The 17,926-nt window shown below is 44.0% G+C and carries 17 protein-coding genes; 10 read left to right on the forward strand and 7 right to left on the reverse strand.

What is annotated here, in order from left to right:
- Positions 1 to 13: 13 nt before the first annotated feature.
- From folP to K6V26_RS25255, 5 genes are all read left to right on the forward strand, one after another.
- Positions 14 to 868, forward strand: coding sequence for a dihydropteroate synthase (gene folP, locus K6V26_RS25235; protein ID WP_224264182.1), 855 nt, complete (start codon positions 14 to 16; stop codon positions 866 to 868).
- A 35-nt stretch (positions 869 to 903) separates the two neighbouring features.
- Positions 904 to 1,689: a diadenylate cyclase CdaA gene (gene cdaA, locus K6V26_RS25240; protein ID WP_044215084.1), complete on the forward strand. Its 786-nt coding sequence runs from the start codon at positions 904 to 906 to the stop codon at positions 1,687 to 1,689.
- Positions 1,690 to 1,816: 127 nt separating this feature from the next.
- Positions 1,817 to 2,833: a phosphate acetyltransferase gene (gene pta, locus K6V26_RS25245; protein WP_009859984.1), complete on the forward strand. Its 1,017-nt coding sequence runs from the start codon at positions 1,817 to 1,819 to the stop codon at positions 2,831 to 2,833.
- Positions 2,834 to 2,853: 20 nt separating this feature from the next.
- Positions 2,854 to 4,053 carry an acetate/propionate family kinase gene (locus tag K6V26_RS25250; RefSeq protein WP_224264183.1) on the forward strand — a complete coding sequence of 400 codons (1,200 nt, stop codon included), beginning with the start codon at positions 2,854 to 2,856 and terminating at the stop codon, positions 4,051 to 4,053.
- Between the two features lie 73 nt (positions 4,054 to 4,126).
- Positions 4,127 to 5,290 (forward strand): hypothetical protein, encoded by a 1,164-nt coding sequence (locus tag K6V26_RS25255; protein ID WP_224264184.1) that lies wholly within the window; start codon positions 4,127 to 4,129, stop codon positions 5,288 to 5,290.
- Positions 5,291 to 5,420: 130 nt separating this feature from the next.
- Here the strand turns inward: K6V26_RS25255 and K6V26_RS25260 are convergent, their stop codons facing one another.
- From K6V26_RS25260 to K6V26_RS25285, 6 genes are all read right to left on the reverse strand, one after another.
- Positions 5,421 to 6,194 carry a UDP-2,3-diacylglucosamine diphosphatase gene (locus K6V26_RS25260; RefSeq protein ID WP_224264185.1) on the reverse strand — a complete coding sequence of 258 codons (774 nt, stop codon included), beginning with the start codon at positions 6,192 to 6,194 and terminating at the stop codon, positions 5,421 to 5,423.
- Positions 6,191 to 6,508 (reverse strand): SUF system Fe-S cluster assembly protein, encoded by a 318-nt coding sequence (locus tag K6V26_RS25265; protein ID WP_009859980.1) that lies wholly within the window; start codon positions 6,506 to 6,508, stop codon positions 6,191 to 6,193. Before K6V26_RS25265 ends, K6V26_RS25260 begins: the two co-directional genes overlap by 4 nt.
- A 70-nt stretch (positions 6,509 to 6,578) precedes the next feature.
- Complete coding sequence (gene radC / locus K6V26_RS25270) at positions 6,579 to 7,265, reverse strand: RadC family protein (protein WP_199722542.1); 687 nt, start codon at positions 7,263 to 7,265, stop codon at positions 6,579 to 6,581.
- Positions 7,266 to 7,333: 68 nt separating this feature from the next.
- The gene (gene efp, locus K6V26_RS25275) at positions 7,334 to 7,900 is read right to left on the reverse strand and encodes an elongation factor P (RefSeq protein WP_009859978.1); all 567 of its coding nucleotides are present in this window, start codon (positions 7,898 to 7,900) and stop codon (positions 7,334 to 7,336) included.
- A 166-nt stretch (positions 7,901 to 8,066) separates the two neighbouring features.
- Positions 8,067 to 8,765 (reverse strand): LrgB family protein, encoded by a 699-nt coding sequence (locus K6V26_RS25280; protein ID WP_009859977.1) that lies wholly within the window; start codon positions 8,763 to 8,765, stop codon positions 8,067 to 8,069.
- Complete coding sequence (locus K6V26_RS25285; protein WP_009859976.1) at positions 8,758 to 9,108, reverse strand: CidA/LrgA family protein; 351 nt, start codon at positions 9,106 to 9,108, stop codon at positions 8,758 to 8,760. The genes K6V26_RS25280 and K6V26_RS25285 overlap by 8 nt, the downstream gene beginning before the upstream one ends.
- 190 nt (positions 9,109 to 9,298) lie before the next feature.
- On the opposite strand from K6V26_RS25285, the gene K6V26_RS25290 reads away from it, so the two are divergent.
- From K6V26_RS25290 to K6V26_RS25310, 5 genes are all read left to right on the forward strand, one after another.
- Complete coding sequence (locus K6V26_RS25290; protein WP_009859975.1) at positions 9,299 to 9,547, forward strand: AbrB/MazE/SpoVT family DNA-binding domain-containing protein; 249 nt, start codon at positions 9,299 to 9,301, stop codon at positions 9,545 to 9,547.
- Positions 9,541 to 9,861: a type II toxin-antitoxin system PemK/MazF family toxin gene (locus K6V26_RS25295; RefSeq protein WP_009859974.1), complete on the forward strand. Its 321-nt coding sequence runs from the start codon at positions 9,541 to 9,543 to the stop codon at positions 9,859 to 9,861. The genes K6V26_RS25290 and K6V26_RS25295 overlap by 7 nt, the downstream gene beginning before the upstream one ends.
- A 592-nt stretch (positions 9,862 to 10,453) precedes the next feature.
- Positions 10,454 to 14,155: a DUF6383 domain-containing protein gene (locus K6V26_RS25300; RefSeq protein ID WP_224264186.1), complete on the forward strand. Its 3,702-nt coding sequence runs from the start codon at positions 10,454 to 10,456 to the stop codon at positions 14,153 to 14,155.
- 593 nt (positions 14,156 to 14,748) lie between these two features.
- A complete protein-coding gene (locus tag K6V26_RS25305) occupies positions 14,749 to 15,120 on the forward strand; it encodes a hypothetical protein (protein WP_009859972.1) in 372 nt (123 codons plus the stop codon).
- A gap of 118 nt (positions 15,121 to 15,238) precedes the next feature.
- A complete protein-coding gene (locus tag K6V26_RS25310) occupies positions 15,239 to 17,353 on the forward strand; it encodes a VapE domain-containing protein (protein WP_195585852.1) in 2,115 nt (704 codons plus the stop codon).
- Positions 17,354 to 17,607: 254 nt separating this feature from the next.
- On the opposite strand, the gene K6V26_RS25315 is transcribed toward K6V26_RS25310, so the two are convergent.
- Entirely contained in the window at positions 17,608 to 17,832 is a 225-nt protein-coding gene (locus K6V26_RS25315; protein WP_195585851.1) for a DUF4248 domain-containing protein, read from the reverse strand.
- Positions 17,833 to 17,926 lie beyond the last annotated feature (94 nt).

The raw sequence follows: 17,926 nt of genomic DNA on the forward strand, positions 1-17,926 counted from the left end.
ATATAAAATTGGAATGTCAGATAAAACGCTCAATATTAAGGGAACACTCATGTCGCTCTCTACCCCGGTAGTGATGGGGATTCTGAATGTTACCCCCGATTCTTTTTATGCCGGAAGCCGTAAACAAACGGAAGCAGATATTGAAGAACGCATACAGGCTATATTGTCGGAAGGCGGTCAGATCATCGATATCGGCGGATATTCGTCCCGTTCCGATGCAGAGGAGGTTTCGCCGGAAGAAGAGATGGAACGGCTGGCTTTTGCCTTAAAGATATTGAACGCACATTATCCGGAGGCTGTCGTATCGGTCGATACATTTCGCGCTGATGTGGCCCGTAAATGTGTGGAGGATTATGGTGTTGCCATCATAAACGATATATCGGGCGGCGAATTGGATCCGGCTATGTTCGGTACTGTTGCCGGACTGAATGTTCCTTATATTATGATGCATATGCGCGGAACTCCCCAGACAATGCAGCAGCATACCGATTATACGGATATGATGGAAGAGATCATGCTGTATTTCGCATCGAAAGTACGTGAACTTCGTTTGCTGGGGGTAAACGATATTATCCTTGACCCAGGGTTCGGTTTCAGTAAAACGGTCGATCAGAATTACCTTTTGATGAATCGTTTACAGGAGTTCGGCGTGTTCGATCTTCCCCTTTTAGTCGGTATATCCCGCAAAAGTATGATCTACCGTTTCCTGGGAGGAACGCCTGCCGACAGCCTGAACGGAACTACGGTGCTGAATGCTTTTGCCCTAATGAACGGCACTGATATTCTCCGCGTTCATGATGTGAAAGCTGCTGTAGAAACAGTTAAAATAATAACCAAATTGAAAGTCGAAGATCACGTTCATCCGTAATTTTCAATTCTCAATTTTCAATTTTCAATTAAATTATGTGGATGCATTTCGGAATAAAAGACCTGATCGATGTACTGCTGGTAGCCTTCTTCCTTTATCAGACATACAAACTGATGAAAAGTTCGGGCACGCTGGCAATCTTTAGCGGGGTCGTTTCGTTTATTGTTGTATGGATCCTGGTTTCGCAGGTGTTGGAAATGCGTTTGATGGGCGCCATACTGGATAAGTTTATCAGTGTCGGTTTTGTCGTACTGGTTATTTTGTTTCAGGATGAAATCAGGCGTTTCCTGCTGGCCCTCGGTTCGCACCGCGGCTGGAAGTTTCTGGGGAAACTGTTTTCAAAAAGAGGAGCGGATAAGGAGAGTGAAGGTAAGTTTGTCGCTCCGGTGGTTCTGGCCTGTATGAATATGGCGCGTAAAAAGACCGGTGCCCTGATCGTTATCCAACAAGATGTGGACCTGTCGGTTTATGAACATACCGGCGAAATGTTCAATGCTGATGTGAATGCCCGTCTGATTGAAAATATCTTTTTTAAGAATAGTCCTTTGCATGATGGTGCCATGATCATAGCAGACGGAAGGATCAAGGCGGCCGGCTGTATCCTGCCGGTTGCGCAGAACGCCAATCTGCCGAAAGACCTGGGTTTGCGTCATCGTTCGGCACTGGGAATGTCGCTGGATACGGATGCTTTGATTATTATCGTATCGGAAGAACGCGGCAAGATATCTGTGGCTCATAACGGCAAGTTGGCGATCAATATCTCAGCCGAAGAACTCCAGCAAATCCTTTCCGGAGAGCGTGAAGTAGTGAATTACTGTTAAATGTTCTGAAAGTGGCAGGTCGGGATGCAATTCTTTTGCACTTTTTGCAAACTCTATGTTGCATTTTGTCTACTTTTGTACCCGCAAACAGTAGCAATTACTAAATTCTATAAAAATATCTTCCGCTATGGATTTAATGCAAGAGATTATTGCACGCGCTAAAGCTGACAAGCAGCGCATTGTTCTTCCCGAAGGAACAGAAGAAAGAACATTAAAAGCCGCCGACCGTTTATTGGCCGATGGAGTTGCTGACATCATTTTGATCGGAAATCCTGCCGAGATTTCTTCTTTGGCAGCAAACTACGGTCTGAACCACATCGGACAGGCTACTATTGTTGACCCCAAAAATCATGAAAAGAAAGCCGCTTACGCCGACCTGCTTTTCCAATTGCGCCAGAAAAAAGGTATGACTCCTGAAAAGGCAGCCGTTATGGTAGAAGATCCTTTATTCCTTGCCTGCCTGATGATCAAGGCCGGTGATGCCGACGGTGAAATTGCCGGTGCGCAGAATACGACAGGTAACGTGCTTCGTCCTGCTTTGCAGATCATCAAGACTGCTCCGGGCATGAGTTGCGTATCAGGTGCATTCCTTATGTTTACAAAGAAACCGGAATACGGTAAAGAAGGTCTTTTGGTTTTTGCCGACTGTGCCGTAATGCCGAATCCTACTGCTCCGGAACTGGCAAGTATCGCTGTAGCAACAGCAGCAACAGCCCGCGATATCGTAGGTGTTGAACCGCGTGTGGCTATGTTGAGCTTCTCTACGAAAGGCAGTGCTTCTCACGAAATGGTAGACAAAGTAGTTGAGGCTACCCGTCTGGCGAAAGAAATGGCTCCGGAACTGAAGATCGACGGCGAATTGCAGTCGGATGCAGCTTTGGTAGAATCGGTTGCTTCATTGAAGGCTCCGGGCAGCGAAGTGGCAGGAAAGGCTAACGTACTGGTATTTCCGACACTGGAAGTAGGTAATATTGCTTATAAACTGGTTCAGCGTCTGGGTGACGCAGAAGCTGTAGGCCCGATCCTTCAGGGTATGGCTGCTCCTGTTAACGACCTGTCACGCGGTTGTTCAGTAGATGATATTTATAAGATGGTTGCTATCGCCAGCAACCAGTCTATCGGCTTAAAAGCTGCTAAAAAATAAAAAGACACAACAAGAAAGATATGAAGATATTAGTATTAAATTGCGGAAGCTCGTCTGTTAAGTACAAGCTGTTCAATATGGACACACACGAAGTACTGGCACAGGGCGGCGTAGAGAAACTGGGTTTGCCGGGTTCTTTCCTGAAATTCACTCAGCCGGATGGCAAGAAAGTGATTCTCGAAAAAGAAATGCCTGAACACAATGCAGCTATCGAGTTCATCCTGAGTGTGCTGACTGACGATAAATACGGCTGTATCAAGTCGTTTAACGAAATTGATGCTGTAGGTCATCGTGTGGTACACGGTGGTGAAGCATTCAGCAGTAGTGTGGAAATTACTCCGGAAGTGATCGGTAAAATGGTTGAGTGTATTGATCTGGCACCGCTTCATAACCCGCCAAACCTGAAAGGTATCCGTGCCATGAGCGCATTGATCCCGGGAATCCGTCAGGTGGGTGTGTTCGACACTGCTTTCCATCAGACAATGCCGGATTATGCTTATATGTACGGTCTGCCTTATTCTCTGTATAAGAAATATGGTATCCGTCGTTATGGCTTCCACGGAACCAGTCATCGCTATGTATCAAAACGTGCTTGCGATATCCTGGGTGTTCCTTATGAAGAACAGCGTATCATTACGGCTCACGTAGGTAACGGTGGTTCTATCGCAGCTGTTAAAAACGGTAAGAGTATAGATTCTTCTATGGGACTGACTCCGGTAGAAGGTTTGCTGATGGGAACCCGTTGTGGTGATGTAGATGCCGGCGCACTTACATTCATCATGGATAAGGAAAAACTGGATGCCAAAGGTTTGTCCGATCTGATCAACAAACAGAGCGGTGTACAGGGACTTTCCGGTATTTCTTCCGATATGCGTGAAATCGAAGCTGCTGTTGCCGAAGGAGATAAACGCGCTATCATGGCATTGAACATCTATAACTACCGCATCAAGAAATATATCGGTGCATATGCTGCTGCTATGGGTGGTTGCGATATCCTGGTATGGACTGGTGGTGTAGGTGAAAACCAATGGGCTACTCGTCGTGTTGTATGTGAAAACATGGAATTCATGGGCATGAAGATCGACGTTGAAAAGAACGAAGGTATGCGTGGTGAAGAAATGGTGATCAGCACTCCGGACAGTAAGGTAACAATTATCGTTGTGCCGACTGACGAAGAGTATATGATTGCTTCCGATACAATGGATATATTAGGTAAATAAATATTGGTAATTGATAAAGACCGAGGAAGGGTGTAAAAGCTTTTCTCCGGTCTTTTCATTAAAGACTACTATTATGCAGAAAATTATCTCTTTTTTGTTTTCTCTTTTCAGAAACAAAAAGTTTCTGGCTTTGTTGATTTTGTTCGGCATAGTAGTAAAATTATGTATGCTTCCTTTTTACCCTCAACCGGGGGATTATACTTTTTTCCTTCTGCCGTGGGTGGAATTTATCAAGTCGAACGGTTATTTTGAGGCTTTCCGTTATCCGTTTGCTAATTACACACCGGCTTATCTGTATTTTTTATTACTGATAGCTAAGCTTGGGGTAGCTCCTTTAGTGGGGATTAAATTGTTGTCTGTTCTTTTTGAATATGTGGCTGCCTGGTTTGTGGGAGCGATTGCTTATCAGAAATATAAGGAAAATTGGGTGAGATGGTGTGCGTTTGCCGTGGTGCCGCTTCTTCCGACAGTCCTGATTAATAGTTCTTACTGGGCTCAATGCGACTCTATTTATGTCTCTTTCCTGTTGGGGAGTATTTATTTTGTGATGAAGAAGCGCTCGCTTCTTTCCGTTTTGTTTCTGGGGATTTCTTTTTCCTTTAAATTACAGGCTGTACTTCTCTTTCCTTTTTTCTTTGTTTTGTTACTGAGGAACAGGATTAAATGGTATTATTTTTTGTTGATTCCTGCTGTTTATCTGGTATCGGTTCTTCCTTCTTATATAGCCGGTCGGCCGTTGGTGGATTTGTTGTCTGTGTTTATAAAACAGTCTTCGCATTATGAGGAACTTTCTTTACAGTTTCCCAATATTTATATGTGGATCAGCAATGATTACTACGAACCGGTAAAATGGATAGGAATACTGTTTACTTTTTTGTTCGCGTTAATAGGAGGTGGATATCTGGCCTGGAAACGTCCGGTTAATTTGACGAACGAGTATTTGGTCCGGTTGGCATTGCTTTCGGCTGTGATTTTTCCTTTTATTTTGCCAGGAATGCATGAACGATATATGTATGCGGGTGATTTGCTGGCTGTTGTTTATATGTTGTATTTCCCCCGGAAATTCTATTATGCAGTGGGGATTCCTATTGTCTCTTTCTTTTCTTATGCACTTTGTACTTCGCTCAACGAGACATTGATTCATTATCTGGGAGTACCGATGACTATTTTTTATTTGTTGGTAATCATTGGCCTGATACGCGATTTTGTGCTATCCGGTAAGACTTCGGAAAAATAATCCTCTTGTTTTTGTCTATAATTAGAGAAAACTGTGTAACTTGCATCCGGTTAATAATAACTAATCCTCACAGCTTACAAAACACAGGATTAGTGTTTAGACTGCTCTGACACCGGTTGGGGCAGTTTTTTTAATCTTCAATTATTTCGAACTGTTCAAGGAACAGATTCTCGCCATCCCATACGATATAAGAAAAGAGTGTCATCCAGTCGCCGGCGATCAGCAGGCGGGAGGAGCGTGAAAGCATCAGGTCGAGCATGATATGACGATGGCCGAAAATAAAGAAATTGATATCCGGATGTGTTTTCAGATAGTCTTTAGCGAATAGAACCAGATATTCAGCTGACTCACCTTTATATTCGAGTGCATTTTCTTTTTCCAGTCCGCTTTTACGGCTACTCAGTGACCAACCGAGGGCAAAACCGAAAGTCCAGCGGGGATGAATGCCGGCATAAAGCCACTGGCAGAATTTGTTACGGAAAAGGGCACGGATAAAGCGGAAGGCTTTGCTGCGGTAGTCCACTTCGTCGCCATGGCCAAGAAAGAAACGCTTGCCCAGCAGATCGGTCGTCAATACGTCCCGATGGATCACTGCACCGATTTCATTGGGCAGGTAATCGAACATCCAGATGTCGTGGTTACCGATAAAAATATGGATTTCGATGCCGCTGTCCGATAATTCGGCCAGCTTGCCGAGGAAACGGGTAAATCCTTTGGGTACTACATATTTATATTCGTACCAGTAGTCGAACATATCTCCCAGAAAATAGATTGCCATAGCTTCGTCTTTGATGCTGTCGAGCCAACGCACCAACTTTTTCTCAACGGCCAGCGGGTCTTTATGAAAACGGGCGCCCAGATGGGCGTCCGAGGCAAAATATATTTTCTTCCGGGATGTATTCATAGGAAACCTAGTTCGAGTTTCGCTTCTTCCGACATCATATCCTTATCCCATTCCGGTTCGAATACGAGGTTGACTTCCACGTTGTTCACCCCATCTACCGATTCCACTTTCATGCGGACATCTTCCAGAATAAAATCGGCGGCCGGGCAATTCGGAGCCGTCAGGGTCATATCTATGCGGACGTTCTTTTCGTCGTCTATATCTACTTTGTAAATCAGGCCGAGATCGAATACGTTGACCGGTATTTCCGGATCATATACCGTTTTCAGCATGGCGACAATCGCTTCTTCTGTTTGGAGGAATTCGTTGTTCATCTTCTTTTAATTTGAATGCAAATATACATTAATATCTTCTATATAGTAAACCATAGAAAAGATAAAATGTTTACAACCCCAGTCGTCCTTCGTCTGCATAGCTGAAGTAGCTGCCGTCGGCAAGGATAATATGGTCTAATAAGTTTATTTCAAGTAATTCGGCGGCCTTATGCAGGCGTTTGGTCAGGGAGTCATCCTGCGAACTCGGGTGAGTGTTTCCCGAAGGATGATTATGGCAGAGAATAATACCGGCAGCCAGTGCATTGATAGCCGTTTTCAGTATGATACGCAGGTCGGCGGAGGTTTCGGCCGTTCCTCCCTGGCTGATCCGGGTTTTGCCGGTCACTTTTCCGGCCCGGTTTGTCAGGGCAATCCATAATTCTTCGTGAGGTAAATCGCAGAGCAAGGGGTGAAACAAAGAGTAGGCGTCGTGGCTACTTCGGATCGACTGGCTCAGGACCGGATCGGACAGGTTGCGGCGTTTGCCGAGCTCGAGTGCAGCGCATATTGTGATCGCTTTCGCTTCACCAATACCTTTGAAGCCGGAGATCAGTTCCCGGATTGTCAGTTTTGCCAATGCATTCAGATTATTGTCTGCCGTGTTGAGGATACGCTGCGACAATTGTACGGCTGTTTCATTGCTGTTACCCGAACTAATGAGGATGGCTAAAAGTTCGGCATCACTGAGAGAGGCGACACCTTTGAGTAACATTTTTTCGCGCGGGCGGTCTTCTGCTGCCCATTCTTTTATTTTCATAGCAATATGTTTTGGATAAGAAAAAATAGAAGGGCAGTTCATAAAACCGCCCTTACAATATATAAATATTATTCACGGATACGTCCTACGTAAGAACCGTCTGTTGTGTTGATTTCGATGATTTCGCCTTCATTGATGAATAACGGAACACGAACTTCTGCACCAGATTCCACGGTAGCCGGTTTCAATGTGTTTGTAGCAGTATCGCCTTTTACACCCGGTTCGGTATAAGTTACTTTCAACTGTACTTTGGTAGGCATGTCAGCAAAAAGAACAGTATCTGTAGATGCATCGGAAACAACTTCCACAATCTGACCTTCGATCATGAAATCTACTCCGTTAATCAAGTCTTTGTCGATGATTACGTCATCGAATGTTTCCTGATTCATGAAGTGGTAATGTTCGCCTTCTGCATAAGTATATTGGTAAGGACGACGTTCTACACGTACATCTTCCAGTTTTTCACCGATATTGAAGCGGCGTTCGATCTGGCCTCCTTTTACTACGTCTTTCAATGTAGTACGCATAATTGTGTTACCTTTTCCCGGTTTTACGTGAAGAAAGTCTACACAGAAATAGAGTTTACCGTCCAAACGTATACAAGTCCCTTTTTTAATGTCTTGTGAATTAATCATATGAATATTTTTATTTATAATGTTTTTTTGAATTGTCTTCGGTCATTTTCGGGTACAAAAGTAGTGTTTTCCTCTTAAAGTACCAATATATGCCTATGTTTTTATTCAGAAATAGGTTGCAAATCAGTCTGATATGATTTCAGAAGGCACAGAAGAAGGTGTTATCCTAAAACAGGGAAATGATAAAACTGATTACCGGGACCAGAATGGCGGTCATAATTCCCATTAAGCCGATAGCCAGTCCGCTCAGTGCACCTTCGACAGCTCCGATCTGTATGGCAACGGAAGTTCCCAGTCCATGTGATGATGCGCCCAATGCCAGCCCTTTGGCGATCCGGCTTTCAATACCTAATACTTTCATCACGAACGGGCCGACAATACTGCCGAATATACCTACTGCTACAACGATAACGGCTGTTAACGAAGGCATTCCTCCGGCCTTTTCGGCAATACCCATAGCGATAGGAGTTGTAACGGATTTCGGTTGGAGGGTGGCGATCAATGCCTGGTCGGCTCCCATCAGGTCGCCGATCACGATCACGCTCACGATGCCGATAATGGCTCCGACGAATACGGAGGTGAGGATAGAGATCACATTTCCTTTCAGGTATTGCATCTGTTCGTATAAGACAAATCCTAATGCGACAACCGATGGTCCCAGCAAGAAATGGATCAGATGGCTTCCCCGCTGGAAAGACTCATATTCGATTCCCATCATTTTCAGTACGGCAATAATAACGAGGATAGATGTCAACAGCGGGTGCAGCAGGCTGATACGGGTTTTCTTATACAAAGCTAATGCCGCCATATAAGTACCGATCACCAATGTGAGTGAAAATACTTCCGATTGCGCGAGGTTATTCATTGCTTCCGACCTCCTTGCCGAGTTTTTGTTGGATAAGTGCGACACTCGCTATCACCAGGATTGTACTGACCACGGAGGCAGTAAGAATAACTGCCCAATATTGTGATATGACTCCCAGCGACGTCATAAGCCCGACGCCTGCGGGAAGGAAGAACAACCCCATGTTTTCAGTGAGGATCGTGGATAGTTTTTTTACGTTGGCAGGCTTTACCAGCTTAAAGACCAATGCCAGGAATAACAATATCATACCGATCACGCTTCCCGGAATGAAACCGTCGATAAAGGAGCTGATAAACTCTCCGGTAAAATAGAAGAACAGAATGTAAAATGCTTGTTTTAGCATATCTCTTTACTGTTTAAATAGACACTGCAAAGATAACAGCTTTGCAGGAAATGTGTTCTACAACATAGCAATTTAACATAAATACTTGTTGAATGAGGCTGCTAGATAACAACCTTTAACAGGGTTATGTTATAACTAGATATCTTTATTACTATATTTGTGTAGTATAAATGTTATAACATGTGGTAGTATGGAAAGAAATATCGTACAAATCGGAAACAGTATGGGCGTTATATTACCGGCTAGTATTCTAAAGCGCTTGAATTTGTCGGCTAAAGATCCGGTAACAATCACACATAGGAACAACAGTATTATTATCAAGCCTGTCCCACGTAGGAATTGGGAAGCTGCCGCATCACAGATGCATGCAGCCGGAGATGATAACCTGATTATGCCGGATATATTAGAGGATGAGAAGATGGAGGGACTGGAATGGTAGAAAGATTTGGTATCTATTGGGTCGACTTTAACCCGACAAAAGGAAGTGAGATTAATAAAATTAGGCCGGCAGTTGTCGTATCACCGGATGAGTTGAACCGCCATTTGAATACGGTTATAATTATTCCCTTGACATCGACACTCACTCCTTATCCTTGGCGGGTGAAGTGTACTTTAGACGGAAAAGAGGGTATGATAGCCACCGACCAGATTCGGACTGTCGATAAATTGAGGATAGGAAAGCAAGCAGGTGTATTGAACGAAGATGAAAGAGAAAGCCTGATTGATGTATTGGAAGAAATGTTTATACTGTAGCCTTTGGATCAAAAGAATATGAATAAACCTGGAGAAGAAATCAATAATCTGTAAAAACCTTTCTAAAAATAATGATGGGGCTGTCGTTTCAAACGATAGCCTTTTTTGTATGAATGAAAATCCCCCGCTTATTCCCCCTAAAACAGGCTAAATCCTATCTTTTAACAATTCTCGGCAAAAAACTGAAAAAGTAGGTGTTGGAACACAGTGTATTATGAAATGCGCGTGGGTACATATTTATGTATATGAAGAGAGGAGAAAATAATAGATAAACTGTTGAATAATAAGGGATGGATTATAAAAAGTGAATGACTAATTTTAACGTTCCTTTTTTCTCGCCAGCAAAGTTACTACATTCTTTTAATCCTCCAATCTTTTTCAAAATATTTTTTCCTTTCCTATATCCTTTCTTATCAACAGAATAGCAAAACTAGTACGAAAATCATCCTTTTGACCACAAAGACAAAATGGGCAAAAAACAATGACTAGAAAAAAGGAACGTTTTCTCTAGTCATCTGCTCTTAGAAACGTTCCTGATCTGAGGTTAAAAGACTTTTTAAATAACACTATTATTAATATTAAACGAAAGATTATGAACAAAAAGTTTTCTACTTTGATGACGGGAGCGTTATTGGTAGGATCAATTACTGTCGCAAGTGCTCAGCATGCGAATAAGAGTGATTGGGAAGTACCGTTTCGCACCCAAGATGTAACTGCAGCAAGCTTGGATCAGATTGCTGTTACTAAAATCAATAAATTTGATTCAAACAAGTACTACCAATTGGTGGTAAATGAAAATGCAGAGACTGATGTACTTGGCGAAAATGCGTATATCAGAACTCCGAAGGTTCTTGTGCAGGCTAGAGATTATAAAACTGGTAAATTGTATTTAAAGGTAGTAAGCATTGACGAAACACAAGAAATAGGCGCAAAATTAACCTCTTCATTGTGGAAAATCGATGTGCAGGAAGATGCTTCTAACGGTGTTAACTTCAGATTCATCAATAAAGAAACAGGCTATCCTCTGACATTTGATCATAAGAATGCTGTTGCAGGAGGAACTCTTACTGCTGATTCAAAGATCTCAGGTGCTGTAGAGAAAACATTAGTAGACGGTTGTATCGACAGATGGACTTGGTATAATATCGCAGAAAAAACAACTGGTACATTTGATGCACAGAAATTATGGGCTTTTGTACATGATACGAATTCTAAAAAAGTAATTGCTTTAGCTCAGAATGCATCTGGTGACGTTGTTGCTGTTGAATATTCAGATGCAGATGCCGGTGTAAACATGGCAGACCAGAATGTAATTGCTTTGACACCGGTTGTAGCTGGTGCTAAAGTTCTTTCTGCTAATGATATCAATAGCATGATCGATGCTGATGGTTCATGGGAATACGGTAATAGTGTTGCCGGAGATAATTGGAATAAGGCAATCTTTGATGTATTCAATTCAGGAACAAAAGACGAAGTGGAACTTGCTGCTGATTATGATTATTTCGTAAGAGAAAAAGGATATGTTGCGGAAGAACATGATTATTCCGGATTGGAAGGTAATGTAAATATCTCCGATTATGCAGGTTTCAATATCGCATTGCGAGTAAAGAAGGCTGCAATTACTGAACCTGATTCTGTATTGATGGTATCAACAGAAGCTTATGAAGCAAATAAGTTGAATCCGGAAAAGAGCCCCAACCTGAAATTGGTGAATGCTCCGGCTCCTGATTATACAAAACTGACTGCATATAATGCTCGTTCTATCTTTAAGTTCACTTATTTCCCGACTCAGGATAGCTTGGTTATCGAACCGTGGAATGCTTCTTCTATGTCTGTAGCTGAATACCAGGCAGGTACTGCATGGACTGCAACATCATTGGCAAGTGCTACAACTAAGCAGTTCTATAACTCTGTAAACGAAGGTAAAGCCCGCGGTACAGGTGCTATGACAGCTGCAGATAATACAGGTGTAAAGAAAGCCGAAAACGAACCGGTTGCAATCACAATCGCTTATTTGTCTGATGGTTCTGTCGTTCCTACAGTTGGCCGTGCCCGTACTTATCAGGGAGGTGCATTCGCTAATGCTGGTCTGGCTATTAATTCAAAAGGAAATGGTAAGGCTTATGTAACTAACAAGCAGGCTGATATGCTGATCCGTATCGGTTTCGATCACGATTACTCTTATTTGGCTCGTGCTTCAAAAGTGGACGGTACTTACTTTGTTCGTTTGTCTACAGCAAAAGCAGCTAGCCAGGGTGAAAAGAGAGTAGACGGTTCATATATCGTTTCCGATTTTGCCGGACATATGTATTATGATGTAAAAGAAAACGAACAGGACTTCAATCATATGCCTGCAACTCAGTGGGTGGTTAAACAACTGGGATGTGATAACAGAACTGCTCCTCAAGACAATGAAACTCCGCGCGTAAGCATTACTAACCGCGAATTTGCAAATGTAGCATTTACAGGTCAGCTTTACAATGTGAAAGATGCTGAAGGTAATGTTGTTGCCGGTAAATATTACTTTATCGATCATACAAAAGATGCTAATGTAAATTATCTGGAAGGTCTGAGCCAGCATGGTGCAGCTTATAACTTCCTGAACTGTGGCGATACAATCTATTTCGATGACGTAAAAGATGCTACAAGAGGTTATCTGGACCTGAGCGGCAAACAAGTTACCGATACAACTTACGTATTCAACCTGATTGATGGTTTGAACAATGAAATGTTCCTGACAGCAGATGTAAATGACACATTGACAATTGCTAAAGAACAATTGGAATTCCAGTTGGATAACGCAACATCTGTTACGGCAAACGGTTGGACGAAGACTATCTACAGACTGAAGATTAAAGATGCTAACCAGATCGATAACGATTACAAGTATATCGCATTGGATCAGAATCATAAGTTTGTAGCTAAATACGAAGAAGATGTTACAAGCGATCCTTCTTTGACAATGGCTTGGTTTGCATTCAAAGAAGATGCACATGCAAATGGCGCTCATTATTATGCAATGATCCTCACAAATGCAAAAGGTGAAGCTCTGCAGGTATTACGTCGTCAACCGATCAGCAATGAAATGAAAGTGGATGATCTGTGCACATCAATGGGTACAACGACTACTACAATCTTCGATATCAAACCGGTTAAGAGTCATATCTATGTACAGTTGGCTGACGAACAGGTTTATGTTCCTGCTAATATCCAGAAAGAACCGTATCAGGCATTCTTGTATGAAGATGCTGGTTCTGTTTACTCAGCAGGTAAAGGTATGAATTTCGTAGGTGTTCAGCCGAAGAATGTAACTCCGGAAGCTCCGTCTGTATATATCGACCTTGCAAAGAAAGATGATTACAGACCGTTGTATATGTTTGTTGTTGATCCGGATAGCGTACCTGCTTACACATTCTGTAAAGACGGTAATATCGAAGCTCCTCACGGATTGAATCCTTCTTGCGGACACGAAGAATCTTATGATGGTTACCTGGCTGGTCGTTTCATGATCAACTTGCAGGATTCAGTTGACCTGTATGAAAACATCAATAAGCTCCAGAATGCCAGCATCTTCAAACATAACAACAAAACTCGTTTGGCATTTGTAGAAGCAATCCATAAAGGAGATAAGCTGTATATCCTGAAATCTGACTATACATTAGGTTTGAAAGCATGGGAAAAGAAAGACAGCAAGACTGTTATCGCTATCGAACAGGATGGTCACAAATATATCAATCCGAAATATTTCAAGGATAACGAAGTATTCCTGGCTGTAATTGATGTAACTAAGGCTGACGATGCTAACAAAGCTGCATTTGCTTTGAGAAGAGTTGGTTTCGAAGGTGACGGTTCAGCTGTAGAAAATCAGTTCTATATCGAAACAGCTGCAACAGGTTATGGTGCATTCAAGGGTGAAACAGCTGCTTGGTTGAAGGAAGAAGACGGTGTTGCCGTATTAGCTCAGAAAGCAAACAAGAACGGTAACCATGAAGGTTCTGATGATGCAATCAACGAAGGTATCAACCAGGCTACTCCGTTCACATTTGACTTTGAAAATGCTACAACTCCGACAGAGAACGAAACTATCGGTACTTCTGCAATCAGCGTAGTAGCAACTAATGGTGCTGTAATTGTTAAGGGTGCACAGGGCAAGAAAGTTACTATCAGCAACGTACTTGGTCAGACAATTGCCAACACAGTTCTTACTTCCGACGAAGTTACAATCACTGCTCCTGCAGGTTATGTAACTGTAGCTATCGAAGGCGAAGCTGCTGTTAAAGCAATCGTAAAATAAGAAACTATTTATAATCAATAGATTTTGACTGCGTGTCTTGTTTTCGGACAATGATAATTACCCCGTGAGGGCGAACGAGTGGTCAATATTAATACTAAAGTAATGAAATAAAGTTCTTCTGTTCGATCTCTGTGAAGAGCGAAGGCAGACAAAAACAAGCCCCGGGGGATTTCCTCCGGGGCTTCGTTGTTAGAAATAATTGAACTATCCCGTTCCCGTGCTTGACACGGGATCGCAAGGGGACAGATTGTATCGACTTTCAACGAGGCTCGCCTCGTGCCGCAGGCTCTCTTTTGCCGTTGGTTTCAACCAACGGTTTTAAATACAAGAGGCAAAGCCTCTTCTTCTGTGGGATTTATCCCCTTTCATAATATAATATCCGGAAAGGGGTTGAAACCCACAGAGGAATCCGGAAAAACCGGAAAGATTATCTATCCGTCAGTTGAAACTGACGGCAAAAGAGAGCCTGCGGCATGGGGCAAAGCCCCATTAAAGAGACACAAATAGTTCAAATCTGATAAACTCTGAACCAACAACCAGTCAATCACTAATAAAAAAACAATCCAAATGAAAAAAAACTGGAAGCCGGCCTTTTGACAGAGGCGGCACAAGAATTGAGGCTCCGCTGCGAGCAGCTCGAAGGTGAACTTCGGGAAGTGAAAAAACAATGTAACAAACTGGCACACTTGCTGGAACATGCCGTTTGGGAAGAAGATATGATAGCGGAAGAACCTATCGTCTTCAACGGACTGACGGCCGATTTCGTGGAACTGATCGGCCCTTTGCTGATGAGCCGCAAATGGACGGTGAACGGACGGCACGATGTGCAACCCTTCCTCCGTTCGCTCGACTCGGTCTTTCATATACGCTATGATCCGGAGAAAGACTACCTGGCGTTGGGCAGACTGACGAATGTCGTACAGGAATATCTCGACAATCACCGGGATGACGATCTCCCCGGATAAGTGCTTGAATTTACAGGGCCCGTGTTTATCATAATAAAAGAGAAAATAACGGGCCCCTTTGTAAAGAATTGCCGACCTTGAAAGCAGTAATAATAACCTCAATTTTAAACGAACTGGTATGATAAAAGTAACTGTGTTTGCCCGGTTTAAAACCTGTATGGGCGACGTCAACCTGATAGACGTCCTTTCTGATATCCGGAATGGCAAATATGCCACGTCTATTAACCGTATCCGTGCCTGTATGGACAAGGGGGATCTCGAAGCGGCCGATATGCTGAAAAAAGCATTGCCGGCTATAACAATTTCCGCGACCTATCGCGGGCAACGCCTTGTAGAATATATGACTGCCTACAATCCATTGATTATCCTCGATTTTGATGACTTGAAAAAAGAGGATTTACCCCACCTGCTCGCTCTGGTGCGTGAGGCTGTCTATACGGTGGCCTGCTGGATCAGTCCGCGCGGGCATGGCATCAAAGTCATTGTTTACCCGGTGGTCGGACTTGAACTGGTGCCTCAGAATCATCCGGCTATCTACAAGCGGGTGAAAGACTGGTATCAACGTCTGCTGGGTACTAAAGCCGATACTTCGGGAAGCGATGCCGGGCGTCTCTGTATTGTTTCGTACGATCCGCAACTTTATCTCTCCCCCCGTTTCGAACCCTGGCTGAGAGGAGAGGGCACTTTGCCCGGCGATCTGCCGGCGATAGAAGCCGTTATCGGAAAAGATGTCATGCAACTGATTTCTTCCGCCCGTAAGCAGACAACCCGAAAGTATGCTTATGCCGAGGGCAATCGCAACAATTACGTCCATCTCTTTGCCGCCAACTGCAACCGTCTGGGAGTGGCCAAAGAAGAAGTTGTGAAGTATGCCTGTAAAACCTTTACCGACCTGCCGGCTGAAGAGTGCCTGCAAGCTGTGGATAGCGCTTATATGCATACGGAGGAGCATGGTGCGGGGAAAACGGCGCTTCGTTCGCATCGTGGGGATAGTTTTGTCGTTCAGATACAGGAGTTTCTAAACAAAAGTTTCAAGCTTCGCCGCAATATCGTCCGGCGTATAGTGGAGTATCGGAGCCTGACGAAACACGATGCTTATCAGCCTGTCACCGATTATTGGGAAAACTCAGTCTGGTGTGCCTTGCAGAAAGCGGATGTGTTTTGCCGTGTGTCTGACCTGCGTTCGGTGATCCATTCCGATTTCAGTCCCGAATACAATCCATTCCGGTCTTACTTCGAAAACCTGCCTGCCTGGGACGGGAAGACGGACGCTATCGGGCAGTTGGCCGCCACTGTCGACACCACCTGCCCCGAATATTGGGGGAAGTGCCTGAAGAAATGGCTGGTGGCCGTTGTGGCCTGTGCCATCAACGAGCAAAAGGCAAACCATACGGTCTTGTTGCTGAGCGGAGCGCAGGGATTGGGCAAGACTACCTGGTTGCGTAACCTGGTGCCTCCCGCACTTAGAAACTATGTCTATTCGGGCAATCTCGATCCTACGGCAAAAGACTCGTCGTTGCTGATGAGCGATTGTTTCCTGATCATCCTCGATGAGCTGTCGGGACAGAGCCGCGTGGAGTTGAACCAGTTGAAGGCGTTGATCACGAAAGACTCTATCCTTGAACGCCGCCCGTATGCCCGCAATGCGGAGACGTTCGTGCGCCGTGCTTCGTTTGCCGCTACGGTGAACGACAGCCAGATACTGACCGACCGTACCGGTTCGCGCCGTTTCCTTTGTTTTGAAACGCTCCGCATCGATTATACTTCCGGGATAGACCATACCGCCATTTATGCTCAGGCGCTGGCGCTTTATAAACAGGGGTTCCGTTATTGGTTTGCCGACCAGGATATTACGGAGATAAACGAGAACAACGAACCTTTCCAGCAATCGAGTCCCGAAGCGGAATTGCTTTTCACGTATTTTCGTAAACCGGTGCGTTTCGAGGCGTATATTTTGCTCTCCACCAGTGAAATCATGTCCAAAATAGCGGAACGAACACGCTATTCCGTGACCACAATGAGCGTAAATCAACTGGGAAAAGTGTTAAAAGGTGCCGGTTTTGAGTCGCAAAAGAGACATGGGAAGCGTCTTTTTGCCGTCATTGAACTGACGAATGACCAGATAGAAGCCCGCCGTAAGGGATTCGGGTATGATCCGGTAGATGGAGAGGAACAGCCTGACGGAGAGGATAATAACGGGGAAGAACCTCCTGAGCCAACACTTCCGTTTTAAGGATCGGGGGCGGATGGGGGCGGCAAAAAGGCATTTTGGGAAACTTCTGTATAGTGTGTTCCTTGTTCCTTCTACGATCTGATCGTAGAAGGAACAAGGAACGTCTTATTATAAAGTTTTCAAAACCCTCTTTTTGCTGCCCCCATCCGCCCCCCCGGACAGATTGGCTGCCGCAGCTATTTTATTTTACTGCGGCAGCCACCGGAAATGGGTGCGGCAGCCGGTAAAAACAGCTGCGGCACTTATCTTTTTCTTCAAGGCTCTCCCAGATGTTCGACAATACATTTTACCTGGCGGGGCGTAAAGCTTCGTATGCCGGGACGGAAGCCCAGTTCAAGCAGTTTCGCTTTCAGTACGCCATGATAATTGATCCACCGCCAAAGTTGCATAATCGCTCCTCTGTGACTCATTTGAGGGCTGTAAAGCTCTGCCAGCTCACCTACTCCGTAGGCTCGTATTTCGAAGGTTGTTTGTTTCATTGTTAGATTGCTTTTGTGCTATCTAAGATACGAATAATCAATGGATTTGCCAAATTATTTCAATGCGGTTCTACAATATTTATCGGAAATAAAA

Source organism: Parabacteroides goldsteinii (assembly GCF_020091425.1).
GTDB lineage: Bacteria > Bacteroidota > Bacteroidia > Bacteroidales > Tannerellaceae > Parabacteroides > Parabacteroides goldsteinii.